17 protein-coding genes are annotated in these 16,840 nt (G+C 47.7%); 5 read left to right on the forward strand and 12 right to left on the reverse strand.

Features of this window, described 5'->3' with window-relative positions:
• Positions 1 to 67: 67 nt before the first annotated feature.
• Complete coding sequence (gene tpx, locus LHL18_RS14995; RefSeq protein ID WP_226767646.1) at positions 68 to 688, reverse strand: thiol peroxidase; 621 nt, start codon at positions 686 to 688, stop codon at positions 68 to 70.
• A gap of 130 nt (positions 689 to 818) precedes the next feature.
• On the opposite strand from tpx, the gene LHL18_RS15000 reads away from it, so the two are divergent.
• Positions 819 to 1,835, forward strand: coding sequence for a response regulator (locus LHL18_RS15000; RefSeq protein ID WP_226767647.1), 1,017 nt, complete (start codon positions 819 to 821; stop codon positions 1,833 to 1,835).
• 2 nt (positions 1,836 to 1,837) lie between these two features.
• The gene (locus LHL18_RS15005) at positions 1,838 to 2,803 is read left to right on the forward strand and encodes a sensor domain-containing diguanylate cyclase (RefSeq protein WP_134057052.1); all 966 of its coding nucleotides are present in this window, start codon (positions 1,838 to 1,840) and stop codon (positions 2,801 to 2,803) included.
• Between the two features lie 2 nt (positions 2,804 to 2,805).
• Here LHL18_RS15005 and LHL18_RS15010 read toward each other — a convergent pair whose 3' ends face one another.
• The 4 genes from LHL18_RS15010 to sodB all read right to left on the reverse strand — a co-directional run bounded on the left by LHL18_RS15010 (position 2,806) and on the right by sodB (position 8,380).
• The gene (locus LHL18_RS15010; protein WP_226767648.1) at positions 2,806 to 4,326 is read right to left on the reverse strand and encodes a SpoVR family protein; all 1,521 of its coding nucleotides are present in this window, start codon (positions 4,324 to 4,326) and stop codon (positions 2,806 to 2,808) included.
• Positions 4,327 to 4,356: 30 nt separating this feature from the next.
• Positions 4,357 to 5,625: a YeaH/YhbH family protein gene (locus tag LHL18_RS15015; RefSeq protein WP_134057048.1), complete on the reverse strand. Its 1,269-nt coding sequence runs from the start codon at positions 5,623 to 5,625 to the stop codon at positions 4,357 to 4,359.
• Positions 5,626 to 5,646: 21 nt separating this feature from the next.
• Positions 5,647 to 7,569 (reverse strand): PrkA family serine protein kinase, encoded by a 1,923-nt coding sequence (locus tag LHL18_RS15020; protein WP_134057046.1) that lies wholly within the window; start codon positions 7,567 to 7,569, stop codon positions 5,647 to 5,649.
• Between the two features lie 226 nt (positions 7,570 to 7,795).
• Complete coding sequence (sodB, locus tag LHL18_RS15025) at positions 7,796 to 8,380, reverse strand: superoxide dismutase [Fe] (RefSeq protein WP_226767649.1); 585 nt, start codon at positions 8,378 to 8,380, stop codon at positions 7,796 to 7,798.
• 240 nt (positions 8,381 to 8,620) lie between these two features.
• Here sodB and LHL18_RS15030 point away from each other — a divergent pair, with 240 nt between their 5' ends.
• Positions 8,621 to 8,962 carry a Grx4 family monothiol glutaredoxin gene (locus LHL18_RS15030; RefSeq protein WP_134057042.1) on the forward strand — a complete coding sequence of 114 codons (342 nt, stop codon included), beginning with the start codon at positions 8,621 to 8,623 and terminating at the stop codon, positions 8,960 to 8,962.
• Between the two features lie 62 nt (positions 8,963 to 9,024).
• On the opposite strand, the gene rnt is transcribed toward LHL18_RS15030, so the two are convergent.
• The gene (gene rnt / locus LHL18_RS15035) at positions 9,025 to 9,705 is read right to left on the reverse strand and encodes a ribonuclease T (protein WP_134057040.1); all 681 of its coding nucleotides are present in this window, start codon (positions 9,703 to 9,705) and stop codon (positions 9,025 to 9,027) included.
• A gap of 129 nt (positions 9,706 to 9,834) precedes the next feature.
• On the opposite strand from rnt, the gene LHL18_RS15040 reads away from it, so the two are divergent.
• Complete coding sequence (locus LHL18_RS15040) at positions 9,835 to 10,704, forward strand: flagellar protein MotY (protein ID WP_226767650.1); 870 nt, start codon at positions 9,835 to 9,837, stop codon at positions 10,702 to 10,704.
• A gap of 13 nt (positions 10,705 to 10,717) precedes the next feature.
• Here the strand turns inward: LHL18_RS15040 and LHL18_RS15045 are convergent, their stop codons facing one another.
• The 4 genes from LHL18_RS15045 to mnmC form a co-directional block, all read right to left on the reverse strand.
• Positions 10,718 to 11,050, reverse strand: a complete 333-nt coding sequence (locus LHL18_RS15045) for a hypothetical protein (RefSeq protein WP_226767651.1) — start codon at positions 11,048 to 11,050, stop codon at positions 10,718 to 10,720.
• Between the two features lie 69 nt (positions 11,051 to 11,119).
• Positions 11,120 to 11,545, reverse strand: a complete 426-nt coding sequence (locus tag LHL18_RS15050; protein WP_226767652.1) for a response regulator — start codon at positions 11,543 to 11,545, stop codon at positions 11,120 to 11,122.
• The gene (locus LHL18_RS15055) at positions 11,538 to 12,173 is read right to left on the reverse strand and encodes a response regulator (RefSeq protein WP_226767653.1); all 636 of its coding nucleotides are present in this window, start codon (positions 12,171 to 12,173) and stop codon (positions 11,538 to 11,540) included. The genes LHL18_RS15050 and LHL18_RS15055 overlap by 8 nt, the downstream gene beginning before the upstream one ends.
• Positions 12,174 to 12,206: 33 nt before the next feature.
• Positions 12,207 to 14,054, reverse strand: a complete 1,848-nt coding sequence (mnmC, locus tag LHL18_RS15060) for a bifunctional tRNA (5-methylaminomethyl-2-thiouridine)(34)-methyltransferase MnmD/FAD-dependent 5-carboxymethylaminomethyl-2-thiouridine(34) oxidoreductase MnmC (RefSeq protein ID WP_226767654.1) — start codon at positions 14,052 to 14,054, stop codon at positions 12,207 to 12,209.
• A gap of 174 nt (positions 14,055 to 14,228) precedes the next feature.
• Between mnmC and fabB the strand changes: the two genes are divergently transcribed.
• On the forward strand, positions 14,229 to 15,443 hold the full coding sequence (fabB, locus tag LHL18_RS15065) for a beta-ketoacyl-ACP synthase I (RefSeq protein ID WP_226767655.1): 1,215 nt from the start codon (positions 14,229 to 14,231) through the stop codon (positions 15,441 to 15,443).
• 48 nt (positions 15,444 to 15,491) lie between these two features.
• Here fabB and LHL18_RS15070 read toward each other — a convergent pair whose 3' ends face one another.
• Positions 15,492 to 15,686, reverse strand: a complete 195-nt coding sequence (locus LHL18_RS15070; protein WP_134057028.1) for a PA3496 family putative envelope integrity protein — start codon at positions 15,684 to 15,686, stop codon at positions 15,492 to 15,494.
• Between the two features lie 85 nt (positions 15,687 to 15,771).
• Positions 15,772 to 16,812: a glutathione synthetase gene (locus LHL18_RS15075; RefSeq protein WP_226767656.1), complete on the reverse strand. Its 1,041-nt coding sequence runs from the start codon at positions 16,810 to 16,812 to the stop codon at positions 15,772 to 15,774.
• Positions 16,813 to 16,840 lie beyond the last annotated feature (28 nt).

Here is a 16,840-nt window from a genome sequence, read left to right on the forward strand (position 1 = left end):
CCGGCCACCTGACTAGTTAATAAGGCTGGTCTGAAAATTTTCAAGCGGTGAAAACAAGTTTTTTATATCAACTTTTATTGGTCAGTGTTTTTAAAGCTTCCAGTGCTGCGGTATAGTCGGGCTCCTGCGCCAGTTCTGGTACAAGTTGCTGATATGCCAGTTTACCTTTTTCGTCAATGATCAAAACAGCGCGTGCAAGAAGGCCCATATCTTTGATAAGTAAACCATAATTACTGCCAAAATCCCGCCAGACAGCGTCGGACAGTACCAGCATTTTATCTATTTGCTCTTGCTGGCAATAACGTTTCTGTGCAAAAGGTAAATCGGTACTGATTGTCAGTAGCACAACATTCTGTGGTAAAGCGGCAATTTCAGCGTTAAAGCGCTTGGTTTGCAATGAGCAAATGCCAGTATCTATACTGGGCACTACACTGATCATGACGGTTTTACCTTTGAAGTCAGCCAGCGTGACTGTTTTAAAACTACCGTCAACAACTTTGAAAGCCGGCGCTTTGGCACCTGCACTAATTTTATTCCCAAGCAGGACAACATGTTGCTCACCTGCTTTTACCAGGCTCAATCGTTCCGGTAAACGGGCTTGTAAATCTACAGCAGAGACAGTAAAACTGAAGCTTGTTAAAGCAGCAGCCAGAACAGTGGTAGTATAGAGACGTGTGAACGCTGACATGATACAGCTCCTGTTAAGATTGAATGCACTAAAAGTAATACGCTGGAACACAACATATTTTTTGCTGTTTACGCCCGAACCAGTGATTTCAGTCTAGACTGAAATCAAGCCTCTATGAAGTGAGATGCCGATGACAACAGCGGTACTAATTTGTGATGACTCTAACCTGGCCCGTAAACAGCTGGCCAGAATATTACCACAGGAGTGGCAAGCTAACCTGTTTTTTGCCGGCCACGGCGCCGAAGCCTTAGATACGCTGTTAAAGCAGCGTATTGACTGGCTGTTTTTGGATCTGAATATGCCGGTGATGGACGGTTATCAGGTGCTACAAGAGCTGCGAAATCGACAGCTGGATTTGAATGTTGTTGTAGTGTCCGGTGATGTTCAGCCTGAAGCGTTCGAACGGGTGAAAAGTCTGGGGGCGCTGGATTTTATCCGTAAACCGGTAGACAGTGCAAAATTACAGCAGCTGATGCAGCTACACGCGGTCAGAACCCCTCCATTGCCCGAAGCTGAACAAAAGAGGGTAGCACCAACAGCGTCGGCAGAGCTTAGCGCCGAGATGCGTGATGTGCTGCAAGAGCTAACCAATGTGGCTATGGGACAAGCAGGTGATCTATTAGCACGCTTGCTCAATGTGTTCGTTAAGTTACCCATTCCAAACGTCAATTTAATTGAAGTCAGTGAGTTACACATGGCTTTGGCGTCGGTGGAACATGAAACTACAACGTCTGCGGTGTGTCAGGGTTTTATTGGTGGTGGCGTCTCTGGCGAAGCTTTACTGATCCTCACGGACTCAAGCTTTAAAGATATAGCCCGTCTGATGAACTATCAGGGGGAGTTAACGGTAAAAATTGAGCTTGAGTTATTGATGGATATTGCCAATATCCTGATTGGCGCCGTGCTCAAAGGCTTAGCTGAGCAAATTGATATGAGCTTTAGCCAGGGGCATCCGGTTGTGCTGGGGCAGCATGCTACGGTAAGTGAACTGATTAAAGCCAATGCCAGACGCTGGCGTAAAACGCTGGCAATTGAACTTAGCTATGGTATTGAAAACTATAATATTAGCTGTGATTTGCTGTTACTGTTTACCGAGGACAGCCTGAAAACACTGAATTATAAAGTTGCGTTTCTGCTGGAGGAGTAAGGATGTCACAAGCTCAGGTAGATGTATCAGAAGTTCATTGGCTGATGGATATGTTTCAGACGGTGGACGTAGGTTTGGTGGTTCTGAACTGTGATTATCGTATTCAGGTGTGGAACGGCTTTATGGAGAATCACAGCGGATTAACGCCGCGTCAGGTTCGTGACCGTTATCTGTTTGATTTATTCTCTGAGATTGATGAAGACTGGCTAAGACGTAAGTGTGATCCGGTGATTTTGCTGAAAAATCGCGCTTTCACCATTTGGGAACAACGGCCTTATATTTTTAAGTTTCGTAACTACCGTCCTATTACCGGTAGTGCTGAATATATGTATCAGAACAGCACTATTTTTCCGTTGTCAGATGCGCGCGGCCAGGTCACCCACTTGTGTTTTATTATTTATGATGTGACGGACGTTGCCGTCAGCCGTATCGAGCTGGAATCGATGAACGGCCGCCTGAAGCAGCTGACAAAAACTGATTTTTTAACCCAACTGTTTAACCGGGGGCATTGGGAAGAAAACCTGATCCAGGAGTTTAAACGGTTACAGCGCTATTCCCATACCAGTACTTTACTGATGTGTGATATTGACCATTTTAAACGCATTAACGATACCTACGGTCATGCTGCCGGTGATGTTGTGATTCAGGCGATTGCAGATGCGGTGCGCCAGACACTGCGCGCAACTGATATCGCCGGGCGTTATGGTGGCGAAGAATATGCGGTGCTATTAGTTGATACTGCTCTTGATGATGCTGCTGTGCTGGCTGAGAGGTTACGGCAATCCGTTGAAGCTATGTTGATTAATTACAATGAACATAAGATAAAAGTGACACTGAGTCTGGGCATTGCCCAATACAGCTCTGAAATGAAGGAACACCGGCAATGGATAGAAGCGTCAGATAAAGCGCTTTACCGTTCCAAAGCCAATGGCCGTAATCAGGTGACACGCTATCACGCCGATGAATAGCATCACAGCGCGCCTTGCTCAGGACAGCTGGCAAGTAGCTCAGTACTGCCATCGTCATTTAATTGTTCCAGATACACCGTGAAGCCCCATAATCTGTGCAGGTGTTTTAACACCTGTTGCTGGCTTTGCGCCAGAGGTATTCGGTTTTGAGGCACATATCGCAGTGTCAGCGAACGGTCGCCATTAAAGTCGACATTATAGACCTGAATATTCGGCTCCAGTTGACTGAGATTATATTGTTGCGACAACATCTGCCGGATTTTTAAGTAACCCTCTGCATTATGAATGGCGGCCACTTCCAGGCTGGCCGCTTCATCATCGTCAACAATGGCAAATAAATGAAAATCGCGGATCACTTTGGGTGACAGATACTGACTGATAAAGCTCTCATCTTTGAAATTCTGCATGGCAAAATGCAGAGTCTCCAGCCAGTTACTGCCGGCAAGATCGGGAAACCATTCTTTATCTTCTGCGGTAGGATGCTCACATATGCGGCGGATATCGGTAAACATGGCAAAGCCCAGCGCATAGGGGTTGATGCCGGAATAGTACTTACTGTTGTAGTCGGGCTGTGCCACCACATTGGTGTGGCTGTGCAGTACCTCGAGAATAAAACGGTCACTTACTTTACCTTCATCATATAGATGCTGCAGGATAGTGTAGTGCCAGAACGTAGCCCAGCCTTCATTCATTACCTGGGTTTGTTTCTGGGGATAAAAATACTGCGAGATTTTCCGCACAATTCGCACAATTTCACGCTGCCAGGGCTTTAGCAGAGGCGCATTTTTTTCGATAAAGTACAGGATATTTTCCTGCGGTTCAGCCGGAAATCGAGCGATAGATTCTGTGGTCTGGGCACTTTTTACCGGTATAGTGCGCCACAGATCGTTTACCTGAGATTGCAGGTAACTTTCACGCTCTTGCTGCCGTTTCTGCTCTTCATCAAGTGATATTTTTTGCGGTCGCTTGTAGCGGTCTACGCCATAGTTCATTAGCGCATGGCAGGAGTCGAGCATATCTTCTACTTCGGCTATGCCATATTTCTCTTCACATTGGCTGATATAGTGTTTGGCAAATAGCAGGTAATCAATAATTGACCCGGCGTCAGTCCAAGTTTTGAACAGGTAGTTGTTCTTAAAAAACGAATTGTGGCCATAACAGGCATGCGCCATCACCAGCGCTTGCATTGTTATGGTATTTTCCTCCATCAGGTAGGCAATACACGGGTTGGAGTTAATCACAATCTCGTACGCCAGGCCCATGTAACCACGTTTGTAATTTTGCTCTGTCTGAATAAACTTTTTACCATAAGACCAATGATGGTAACCAAGCGGCATGCCAACGCTGGAGTACGCATCCATCATTTGCTCAGCGGTTATTACCTCGATTTGATTGGGGTAATTGTCCAGATGGTACAGTTCAGCGACTCTGGCGATCTCCTGATGGTAGGCATCCAGCAGGTCAAAGGTCCAGTCCGGGCCGTCAGGTAAACATTGAACTGCTTTTAGTTTTGCTTTGGCCATATCAATCCTCACTGCAACCGGTAGAAGTATTCACGCTGCCTGTTTTTTGAATAATTCGCGAAACACAGGGTAAATATCGCTGACATCCTGAATATGCTGAATAGCGAAGTTATCGTACACCGGCAGCAGTTTTTCATACTCCTGCCACAAGCTCTGATGGGCTCTGGGCGTAATTTCTATATAGGCGTAGTAGCGCAGTAGCGGTAGTAGCTTCGTGGCCAGCATTTCTGCACAAGGGGCGCTGTCATCGGTCCAGTTGTCACCATCTGATGCCTGAGCGGCATATATATTCCACTCTACCGGGTTGTACCGTTCCTGTACTATTTCGTACATCAATTTGATTGCGCTGGAGACAATGGTGCCGCCGGTTTCCTGTGAATAAAAGAACTCTTGTTCATCCACTTCTTTCGCTTGCGTATGATGACGTATATATACTACTTCGACATTTTTGTAGCTTCTGCTCAAAAACAAATACAGCAAAATGTAAAAGCGCTTGGCCATATCTTTGGTGGCCTGATCCATAGAACCAGACACATCCATCAGACAGAACATAACGGCTTTACTGGTAGGTTCTGGCCGTTTCTGAAAGTTACGAAACCGCAGGTCAAAGCTATCAATAAAAGGCACAGCAGCTATGCGGTGTTTTACTACGTCTATTTCCTCAAGCAGTAAACGCAATTGATGCTGGTCCGGTACCGGCTCACGTTCAATGGCGGCAAGTTGCTGTTCCAACTCACGTAAACGGGCTTTTTTGTCTGCTGTCATCGCAACGCGGCGTGCCAGTGATCCTCGAAGTGAACGGACAATGTCTATATTACTGGGCACACCTTCAGAGCGATAACCGGCTCTGACGGTTTTGTACTGTACCAGTTTATCCAGCTGGTTTTTTTTCAGGTTGGGCAGCTCCAGATCTTCAAACAGTAAATCCAGATACTCATCCTTTGAGATGGAAAAGACAAAGTCGTCTGTGCCTTCGCCATCTGCACTGGCGTCGCCCTGGCCTGAACCGCCACCAGCGCCACCCTGAGGGCGTTTTATTCTGTCACCCTGGCTGAACTGATCATTGCCGGGATGCACGATTTGTCGCCGTCCCCCTTTACCCTGATGGAAAAGCGGCTCACTGATATCTTTACTCGGTATCGTCACGCTTTCGCCGCTACTGATATCGGTAACACTGCGGTTACTGATTGCATCGGACACCGCTTTTTTTATCTGTTGCTTATAGCGGCGAATAAAGCGCTGGCGGTTCACCGCGCTTTTATTCTTACCGTTCAACCGTCTGTCTATGAAGTGTGCCATACTGCCTCCGGCCAAGCTGCGTTACTGCGACTTACGAACACGCAGATACCACTCAGACAGCAATCTTACCTGTTTGCGGGTATAACCCTTTTCCATCATCCGGTTGACGAAATCATCGTGTTTCTTCTGGTCATCAGTCGACGTCTTGGCGTTAAAAGAAATTACCGGTAGCAGCTCTTCTGTACTGGAGAACATTTTCTTCTCAATGACAGTACGTAATTTTTCATAGCTGGTCCAGGTGGGGTTTTTGCCATTGTTTTTTGCTTTTGCCCGCAGCACAAAGTTAACGATTTCATTGCGAAAGTCTTTCGGGTTACTTATGCCTGCGGGTTTCTCAATTTTTTCCAGCTCGGCATTCAGTGCAGCGCGGTCAAACAACTGACCGGTTTCCGGGTCACGGTATTCCTGATCCTGGATCCAAAAATCGGCATAAATCACGTAGCGGTCAAAAATGTTCTGGCCGTATTCAGAATAGGATTCCAGATACGCGGTCTGAATTTCCTTGCCAATAAACTCGATGTATTTGGGAATTAAGTAACCTTTTAAATGCTCCAGGTAACGCTCTGCTACATCGGCCGGGAATTGTTCGCGTTCTATCTGTTGCTCCAGCACGTAGAACAAATGCACCGGGTTAGCGGCAACTTCAGTGCTGTCGAAATTAAATACCCGTGACAGGATCTTGAACGCAAAGCGGGTGGACAGGCCAGTCATCCCTTCGTCTACACCGGCATAATCGCGGTATTCCTGATAAGATTTTGCTTTAGGATCGGTATCTTTAAGGCTTTCGCCATCATATACACGCATTTTCGAGTAGATACTGGAATTATCCGGCGCTTTAAGCCGGGATAGCACGGCAAACTGAGCCAGTGAAATAAGCGTTCCCGGTGAGCAGGGCGCGGTATTGAGCTCACTGTGTTCGAGCAGTTTCTGATAAATGCGCATTTCCTCACTCACGCGCAGGCAGTAAGGCACTTTTACGATATATACCCGGTCAAGGAAGGCTTCATTGTTTTTATTGTTTCTGAATGTCTGCCATTCTGATTCGTTACTGTGCGCCAGAATAATACCGTCAAAAGGCAATGCGGCCAAACCTTCGGTTCCGTTATAGTTACCCTCCTGGGTAGCTGTAAGCAGCGGATGCAGCACTTTAATAGGCGCTTTGAACATCTCGACAAATTCCATCAAGCCCTGATTGGCACGGCACAGGGCGCCGGAGTAGCTATATGCATCAGGGTCGTTTTGGGCAAAATGTTCCAATTTGCGGATGTCGACTTTACCAACCAGTGACGCAATGTCCTGGTTGTTTTCATCACCCGGCTCGGTTTTCGCAATAGCCAGTTGATCCAAAATAGAAGGGTATTTTTTTACGACTCTGAACTGGCTGATGTCGCCATTAAATTCGTGCAGACGCTTACTGGCCCAGGGCGACATAATGTTACGCAGATAACGTTTGGGAATGCCATACTCCTGTTGCAGGATATTGCCGTCTTCGTTCACATCAAACAGGCATAGCGGATGGTCATACACAGGCGAACCTTTTAAATAGTAAATAGGCACCTGTTGCATTAAATGTTTTAGTTTTTCGGCCAGTGAAGATTTACCGCCACCGACCGGACCGAGCAGGTATAAAATCTGTTTGCGCTCTTCCAGGCCCTGAGCGGAATGTTTCAGGTACGACACTATCTGTTCGATGGCATCTTCCATACCATAAAATTCCGAAAATGCCGGATAGCGGGCTATGACTCTGTTTGAAAATAACCGGCTTAACTTGGGATCCTGAGCGGTGTCAATCAGCTCAGGCTGGCCAATCGCCAGTAAAAGACGCTCAGCAGCGCTGGCGTAACAACTCTTGTCACTTTTGCATAAAGCCAGGAATTCCTGGATGGTATATTCTTCTTCTTTTGCAGCCTCATAACGAGATTTGTAGTGCTCAAAAATACTCATACGCACCTCCAGCTTTGTAAACATCAGATAAGGGTAGCAGCCAAGCTGTTCCTCTAAGGTTAGACAGTAAAGCGCATTCCCGCCTGACTAATTGACAGAAATATCTACAATTTTCTTTTTCAGCTACGTTAGAGGGGGCGAAATGGTTTTATTGCGGTGGCGGGCTTAGTTGTAAAGCTATACTGACAAAAAACCCGGCGGTTGCCGGGTTTATACAGGGGATATATTACTTGCTGAAGTTCTCGCTGGCGAACTTCCAGTTTACTAATGCCCAGAACGCTTCGAGGTATGAAGGGCGCGCATTACGGTAATCAATGTAGTAAGCGTGCTCCCACAAATCGACAGTCATGACTGGTGTCAGATCTTTGTCAGTTAATGGGGTTGCAGCGTTGCTGGTGTTAACAATGTCCAGGCTACCATCAGATTTTTTCACTAACCAGGTCCAGCTTGAGCCGAAGTTGTTTACGGCTTTGTCGTTGAAGGCCGTTTTAAATGCAGAGAAAGAGCCCCACTTGGCGTTGATGGCATCGGCTAAAGCGCCTGTTGGTTCACCGCCGCCATTTGGTGACAGACAGTGCCAGTAAAAAGTATGGTTCCACACCTGAGCTGCGTTGTTAAAGATGCCGCCTTCAGACGTGCGGACAATCTCTTCCAGAGACTTGCTTGCAAAAGGTGTACCTTCAATCAGGCCGTTTAATTTTACAACATAGGTATTGTGGTGTTTACCGTAGTGGTATTCCAGCGTTTCAGCAGAAATGTGAGGTGCTAACGCGTCTTTTGCATAAGGTAAAGCTGGTAATTCAAAGGCCATAGTTGTTCTCCATTGACGTTGTTTATGTTGTCTGCATAGCGTAGACTACAAAACCTGACTAAAATACTCAAGTTTTACAGTGGTGGTGACGGCCTGTCTCGGTGTAGTTGAGTTGTATTGAGCAGAGCGCCGGGTCGTTGCGATGGAGATGGGGATTTTTTCCTGGATCTCAAGTGCCAGAAGTTGCATAACAGCGTAAAATATCTGCCAGTCTGAAAATGCTTATGTTGTGAGGTAGTGATGGAAACATTAGATAAAATTAAGCAGCAAATTGCTGAAAATCCGATTCTGCTATTTATGAAAGGCTCGCCGAAGTTTCCGAGCTGTGGTTTTTCCGCGCAAGCGTCGCAGGCTCTCATCGCCTGTGGTGAGCAGTTTGCTTATGTTGATATTTTGCAGAATCCGGATATTCGTGCTGAGTTGCCAAAGTATGCAAACTGGCCAACGTTCCCACAGTTATGGGTAGAAGGCGAGCTGATAGGTGGTTGTGACATCGTGTTGGAAATGTTTCAACGCGGAGAGTTACAACCCTTAATCAAAGAAACCGCTGCCAAACACAAAACAGACACTGCGGCAGAATAACGCACTCACCCATAGAAAAAGCCACTATAATGTGGCTTTTTTTATCGGATCAGCAGACATGGCTACACTGCATCCAGTGTCTCTGGATTGTCGTCTTCGGCCCCGGCACACGGCAAATTAGCCAATGGCCATCCTCCCAACTGCTGCCAGCGGTTAACGATATAACAAAATAGTTCTGCTGTGCGTTCGGTATCATACAAGGCACTGTGCGCTTCTTTGTTATCAAAGGCTATGCCAGCTGTCTGGCAGGCTTTAGCCAACACTGTTTGGCCCAGCGCCAGTGCTGACAAACTGGTGGTATCAAAGGATACAAAGGCATGAAATGGCGAGCGTTTGAAATTAAGCCGTTCTACTGCTGCATTAAAAAAGCTCTGATCAAAAGCGGCATTGTGCGCCACGATAACACTACGCTGGCACCCTGCGTCTTTCTGTGCTTTACGCACCGCTTTACAAATTTCGGTAATGGCTTCGCGTTCTGTTACAGCTGCACGCAAAGGATTAAACGGGTCGATACCGTTAAATGCCAGTGAGCTTGCATCCAGATTTGCACCTTCAAATGGCTGTACATGAAAGTGCAGTGTTTGTTGTGGGATAAGTTCACCGTTGTCATTCATACCCAGCAACGTGGCTGCGATTTCCAATAGCGCATCGGTTTTTGCATTAAAGCCTGCCGTCTCCACGTCGATAACTACCGGGTAGTAGCCGCGAAAACGTTGTGCAAGTAGAGAACTAGGTTGTGTCATAACATCGCCATTTAATAAATCAGCGGCTATTATGCCAAAAAAATGTGTCAGCGTCTTGTTGCGGCACAGTGCTTGCTAGCTTATGACAGGAATGACAAAGAGTTGTTTAGTGTAATGAGAAGCCGGATTATGCGAACCTTTATAGCGCTTAGTGCGCTGATAACATCTACTGTGGCGCTGTCACAGCCACAATTGCGTCAATATTCTGCCGCGATCGAGCAGTCCAACTGGCTGTTAAGTAAAAACTCGCCGCTAGAATGCCAGTTACAGCATGAAATACCGCAATTTGGTCAGGCAGTATTTCGCAGTGTGGCCAGCAAAGGGCTGAATCTGGATTTTGAATTGCAGATGCTACGTTTGCCAGACAGTTATGCGCTGGCTGAAGTGCTGTCTGTGCCGCCGTCCTGGCGCCCGGGCGAGCCTGCTAAGGCCGTCGCCAGCATGCAGCTGCTGAAGCAATATAACGGCGAGTTACCAAAGAAAACGGCCTGGACATTACTGACCGAATTAGAGCATGGCTTTAGCCCGACATTCTATTTCAGCGATTGGTACAGCCCATACGATAAAGTGGTTGCAGCGATGAATCCTGTGCAATTTCTATCTACCTATCAGAAGTTTAATGTCTGCGTGTCTAAGCTTCTGCCTTACAGTTTTGATGATATTGCATTTACCGTGCTAAGTTATGAAAGTGGTGGCGATCAGCTAACCCGCGAGTCTGAGCGAAGGCTTGCTCAGATCGCGGAATACCTGAAATATGATCCCGAAATAGACTTTGTTGAAATTCAAGGCTACACCGACAGTTATGGCGGCCGCTGGATGAACGAGCAATTGTCTGTGAAGCGGGCGGAGAAAGTGAAAAGCTTTTTTGTGGCAGCAGGGCTGAGTGAAGAGCGGGTACAGGTCGAAGGCTTTGGCGAACGGCGGCACGTTGCGCCGAATGATACGGCGATAGAGCGCAAAAAGAACCGCCGGGTGGTTTTGCAGCTGACTAAACCCTGAGCCGGTAACTGGCTCAGTTTTGTATCATAATATCAACTTGGCGCCAGTCATCTCTGTTTGAAATCAGGATCCGTACGCGGTTGCCGCTTACCGTAAAGTACAATTGCTCGCGACCATAATGCTGCTGGGTCATATCAGGTTGACCAAGCTGCTGGATATAATAGTCACGCAAGGCCGATTCACTTTGCTGGCTGAAAAAGCTCAGTACAGCCGGCATTTTGTTATCCAGACGGGCAAACTCCCGTGCATCGGTCGGGACCGGGATTTGATAAAAGTCATTGCCGTAGCTTTTAGCTGAAAAGCCGAAAAGGATAAAAGCTACACTCAGAAAAGCCACTAAGCGCATGATATTTCCTTATTTTAATTTGTTTTGTTTTATCTACCTTAACAAATTTTTTTCCAGCGCGCCGCAAGATTATACTGTATTGAGCTGCACAGGCTGTGGCTGAGTACGTTTTTCAAATAAACGCATCGCAGACAGTATTTTATCGCCACTAAAGGGTTTAACGATAAAGGTCGCGGCGCCGGCAGCTATGCTTTGTTGCACATTTTCCAGTGTGCTAAAGCCACTGATCATCGCAACAAAGCACTCCGGGCGTTCTTGCTTAAACTTTTTCAGCAGCTCCAGACCAGAGCTGTCCGGCAGTTCAATATCGAGAAAAACCAAATCTGGCGGTTGAACATTAAAAATTGTCAGCGCTGATGATGCATTATGCGCGTTAAAAAAGCTGAATGTAGTGTGCTTTAACAGCTTACTGCTGGTCAATGCCATGATGTTGTTACGTAGCAGTTGCCGGCTGTAGTCTACATCGTCAACCAGTAAAATCTTTGGTTCACGCATTACGGTCTCCAAACTGCTGAATAAATTCAGCAAAATACTGACAACTGTGTTTTAGTTCATCCATCGGGGCGTCTGAAAGCAACTGCTGCTGCAGTTTGTCAGCCAGTTCAGCGAGGGTTGCCTCACCAAAGCTGGCGGCTCCGCCTTTAATTTTGTGGCAGATCTGGCGCAGGGTTTCACGTTGTCCTGCAGTTAACGCATTATCAAACTCGACGCTTAATTGCCGCAGGTTCTGATAAAACAGTGTAATCAGTTCGGTATCCAGTACTAAAGCCACGGATTTGTGTTGCGGGGTTTGTTGCAGCAGATCCGCCAGCAGCTGAATATCAACCGGCTTAGGGAGCACCTGATTAAAACCGCTGTCTGCAATGTCGTCGGCAGACATCGCAAAAATGGGCCTGTCGTAGCCAAGCCGCCTTAACATGTGCATTGCAGTGAGACCGTCACACACCGGCATCTGAATGTCCATCAGCAGGATGTCATACTGATAACTTAATGCTTCGGTGACGGCTTCTGCACCATCAGGCACCGCTTTAGTTTGCATACCAAGGTTTCGACACTGAGCTTCAAGCAAAGTGCGCATAAAGTTATCGTCTTCGGCAATCAGTATTTGTTTTGTTTGGCTCATATTCGTCTCTGTAAACGCAACAACAGCGCCAGGCTAGAACCGGTTTGCGCTTAGCCTGTTAATAAGTGACAGATTTAACGGTAGAGGTTCTGCACAAATTTGGCAAGCCAGTAATTCAGCCAGCAATGGTGACAGCATAATGCCTCTGGCACCTAAAGCGCCAAACAAATAAAGCCCTGGCTGGTCTGTTACCGTGCCGACAACCGGCAAATGATCTGGCAGGGTTGCCCTGAATGCTGCTGCAGCACCGGTAATTTCAGTGTCTTCAAGCCACTCTGGATGCTGTAGCTGAGCCTGTGCCAGTTGCAGGTTTTCCTGATCGTCCTGCTCTGTTATTACTGATTCTGTTGATAAGCGGTCAAAAGTAGCGCCGATACAATGCAGCCCCTGCCACTGTGGTGTGATGTAGCCTTTATGGCAAAGTACGGTTTTAAGGGGCGCCATTGCAGCCTGTTTTATATGGCTGACCTGGCCACGGATTTTATTCAGAGGTAGTACTTTACTCTGGTCAAAACTTGCCAGTTTACTGCCGCATGCCAGCACTAATTTTGTTGCGCTGATTTCGCCTGTGTTGGTTGTGAGGAGCCAGGCGTCTTGTTGGCGGGTGAGCGCGGCAACATGGCAGTTCAGGCTAACGCGGAACTCGGCTTGCTGCTGCAGAAAATACAATGCCTGCTGACAAAACTGCTGCGGACTGAGCCAGCCAGCCAATGGATAGTAGATGCCACTATGGTTAACGGGTAACCCGGCTATCACTGAAGCCTGGTTTGCAGTTGCCGCCCTGACAAGCGACTCTGGCCACAGCGCTTTATCGATTAGCTTTTGCTGGCGCTGCTGCAACTGCTCGTTGGTAGCCAGATGCAATAACCCACACCAGTCCATCGCAAAATTAAGCCCTGCGTTGTGCCAGCGCTGGTAAAACTGTCTGGCATATAAAAAGGCCAGCGCATGGAGCTGGCTTTCCGGTGTCAGGTTAGCATGCAGGTTAGGGTAAACCGCGCCCTGGCGGTTTTGCGAAGCTTGGGCTGCGATGTTGTCATCTTCGCAAATCAGGTGTACTGCAATACCTCGTTGGATCAGCGCCAGAGCAGTGCACATTGAGGCTATGCCACCGCCGATAATCGTCACTTCCAGCGTTTCAGGCTCGGCTAGCGCAGCAGATAACTCCATCCGGGCGGTTAACATTTCGCGTTTTCGGCCAAAGCCTTTTACTTTGGCCACAGTAAATCCCGCTTGTTGCAAGCCTCGCTTGACGAGGCCGGCAGAAGTGAAAGTAGCAACAGTGGTGCCGCTGTAGCTGAGTCTGGCTAAATTGGTAAATAACTCAGGTTGCCACATGTCTGGGTTTTTGCTTGGCGCAAAACCATCAAGATAAATCGCATCAGCGCGGCTGTTAATCTCTGGCAGTAAGGTGTTTACATCACCAAGCCACAAATCCAGTATGACACTGCCGTTGTCAAAACTCATTCGGTGACAACCACTTAATGGCAACGGGTAGGCTGCCAGCAATAGCTGGCACAGCTCTGACAGTTCAGTGTGTATAGCCAGTGCGCGGGTCAGATCATTTAAGCTTAACGGGAACTTCTCAAAGCTGCTGAAATACAGGCGCTGGCAGGTCGCAGCAGGGAACTGCTGCCGGTGCTGGCGAAAACGTTGCCAGGTCAGAAGAAAGTTAGCGCCTGTGCCAAAACCGGTTTCAATAATATGAAAGGCACTGCCGGTATGGTTTTGCCAGCGCTGTGGTAAACCATTGTGCAGCAGAAATACGTAATCCGTTTCTGCCATACCGCCGTCATTAGAAAAATAGACATCGTCAAAGTCAGAAGCTACCGGCGTACCTTGTTCATTAAAGTGTATTTTAGCGTTGCTAAGCTCGGACATAGACTGCGGATCCACAACAAAATTCGGCTTGTAGTTTACCTTAAGCTACCGCAGAATTGGAAACAGAGTACAAGTGTGCGCTGAAAGCTGACCACTTTCGGTCACAAAGTCCGTACAATGACGCACAGTATTATTTTAAAGGTACCGGCAGTGGCCCGGTCTGTGGGAGTTAGCATGAAAAGAGCAGTAATCACAGGTATTGGTATTGTTTCCAGTATCGGCAATAATAAAGACGAAGTGCTGGCGTCGTTAAAGGCTGGACGCTCCGGTATTACGCGTTCTGAAGAGTTTGCCGAGCTGGGACTGCGCTCTCAGGTGTGGGGTAATATCAAACTGGATCCGGCAGAGCTGATTGACCGTAAAGCCATGCGTTTTATGGGTGATGCTGCTGCCTATGCGTATCTTGCGATGCAGGAAGCGATGCAGGACGCCGGTTTTACTGAAGAGCAAATCTCTAGTCCGCGCATTGGTCTGGTAGCAGGGTCTGGTGGCGCTTCATCAAAAGTACAGGTTGAAGCCGCTGATATTTTGCGTGAGAAAGGTGTTAAACGCGTCGGCCCTTATGCGGTACCTAAGACAATGTCCAGTACCTGTTCCGCCTGTCTGGCAACACCCTTTAAAATTAAAGGCGTGAATTATTCAATTAGCTCGGCTTGTGCCACCAGTGCGCACTGTATCGGCCATGCGGTAGAGCTGATCCAACTTGGCAAGCAGGATGTCATCTTTGCCGGTGGTGGTGAAGAAGTACACTGGACGCTGGCAATGGAGTTTGACGCCATGGGCGCATTGTCAACCAAGTACAATGACACACCTGAACTTGCATCCCGTACTTATGATGCGAACCGTGATGGCTTTGTCATCAGTGGCGGTGGCGGTATGGTGGTGGTTGAAGAGCTGGAGCATGCACTGGCGCGCGGTGCGACCATTTATGCCGAGATTGTGGGTTATGGTGCAACCTCTGACGGTTATGACATGGTCGCCCCAAGTGGTGAAGGCGCCGTGCGATGTATGCAGATGGCGATGCAGGGGGTAACGGCAGAGGTTGACTATGTAAACACCCACGGTACCAGTACCCCTGTTGGCGATGTGAAAGAGCTGGGCGCTATTCAGCAGGTGTTTGCCGGTAAATCACCGGCTATCAGTGCGACCAAAGCTATGACGGGCCATGCGCTGGGTGCAGCCGGTGTGCATGAAGCTATATACTCGCTGCTGATGATGAAGCATAACTTTATTGCGCCTTCTATCAATATTGGCGAGCTGGACGAAGCGGCGCAAGGCTTGAATATAGTGACTGCTGCTAAAGCAGCTGAACTGAATACGGTAATGTCTAACAGCTTTGGTTTTGGTGGCACCAACGCCACGCTGGTGATGCAAAAATACCGCGGCTAAGTACGCATGAGTTGTAGATAAAAAAACGGGCGCTGTAAGCGCCCGTTTTTATGCTTCATCGTCTTCCAGATCCCAGTCATCCAGCAACTGGCGCAAACGTTTTTGCTCCAGTAAATCATCGATACGCCGGCGGGCTTCAAGCTTCTGTTTGGCCTTGCTGTCCTTGGGCGATAGTTCTTTTATAATTTCATTGTCTTCTGATAAATCTTCCAACTCAAACTCGTTGCTTTCTACCTGTGACATAAGCGCACCTCAGATTTTTTTGCCTATTTACCGAGATTTACCGGTTAAAAACAGTGAATTATTTTTTCAAAGACGATAAAAATTTTCAATTAAGCGCTTCAGCCTCGGTCAGCAAGGGTCTGAACACCTGCTTACGCGGTGACAAATGCGATTTAGTGCTAACCATATGTTCAATAAAATCAATTACTTTTTCTTGCAATCTGACACCGTTCAGCCGGTTGATTCTGGCGATGCCGCCGGGGCTCATCACATTCACTTCAATCAGTTTGCCGTTGATCACATCAATGCCGGCAAAAAATAAGCCGTCACGTACCAGCTTGGGGCCAATGTGCGCGCAAAGCCGCTTTTCCCGTTCGGTCAGCTGATATTTGATTACACTGCCGCCAGCATGCACATTGGAGCGTACGTCGTCCGGCGGCGGAATGCGGCGCATTGCACCTATGGCTTTGCCGTTGAGCATCAGAATACGGATATCGCCAAGCTCGGCGCCTTCAACGTATTCCTGCAAAATCACGTAGTTGCCACGCTCCTGATCGCCGATATAAAAATCCAGCAGTGAGCGGGCACTTTGTGCGGCAGATTTTTCCAGCAAAATAACGCCTTTGCCGCCGTAGCCGTTCAACGGTTTCAATACCATTTTATCATTTGGCGATTCAGCTAGTACCCGCGCCAGATAGTCTTTATCTTTTGATACATGCGTCACCGGAATAAATTCGTTATCCGGATCATGTAAAGATGCCGTATACATTTTATTGTTAGCGATACGAACACCATCTAAATCGTTCATGATAAAGGTGTCTTCACGCACCGAGTCCAGAAAGTTCAGCACAATGGGGTCAAGCGGCGGGTTCAGCCGGATAAAAATAGCGTCAAAGGCCGCCAGTGGCAGCTTCTGCTGGTTAAACTGTGCATTGCGGTAAAAACTGGCAATATTACTGGAGATTTTCTGCCCTTTGACAAACACTTTGCAAAACGCCTGCGCGATGCTGTCGCGCACCGTCAGGTTAGTCGCATGCGTAATAGCAACCGTATGGCCACGACTCACTGCCTCGTGGATCATCCGGATAGTGCTGTCGCCATCGGGGTAAACTTTGTCCCACGAGTACATTAGAAAACAAATTCGCATAACGTTCTCTGCATCAATATCGTTGGCT

The organism is Rheinheimera aquimaris, from assembly GCF_020531985.1.
Lineage (GTDB): Bacteria > Pseudomonadota > Gammaproteobacteria > Enterobacterales > Alteromonadaceae > Alishewanella > Alishewanella aquimaris.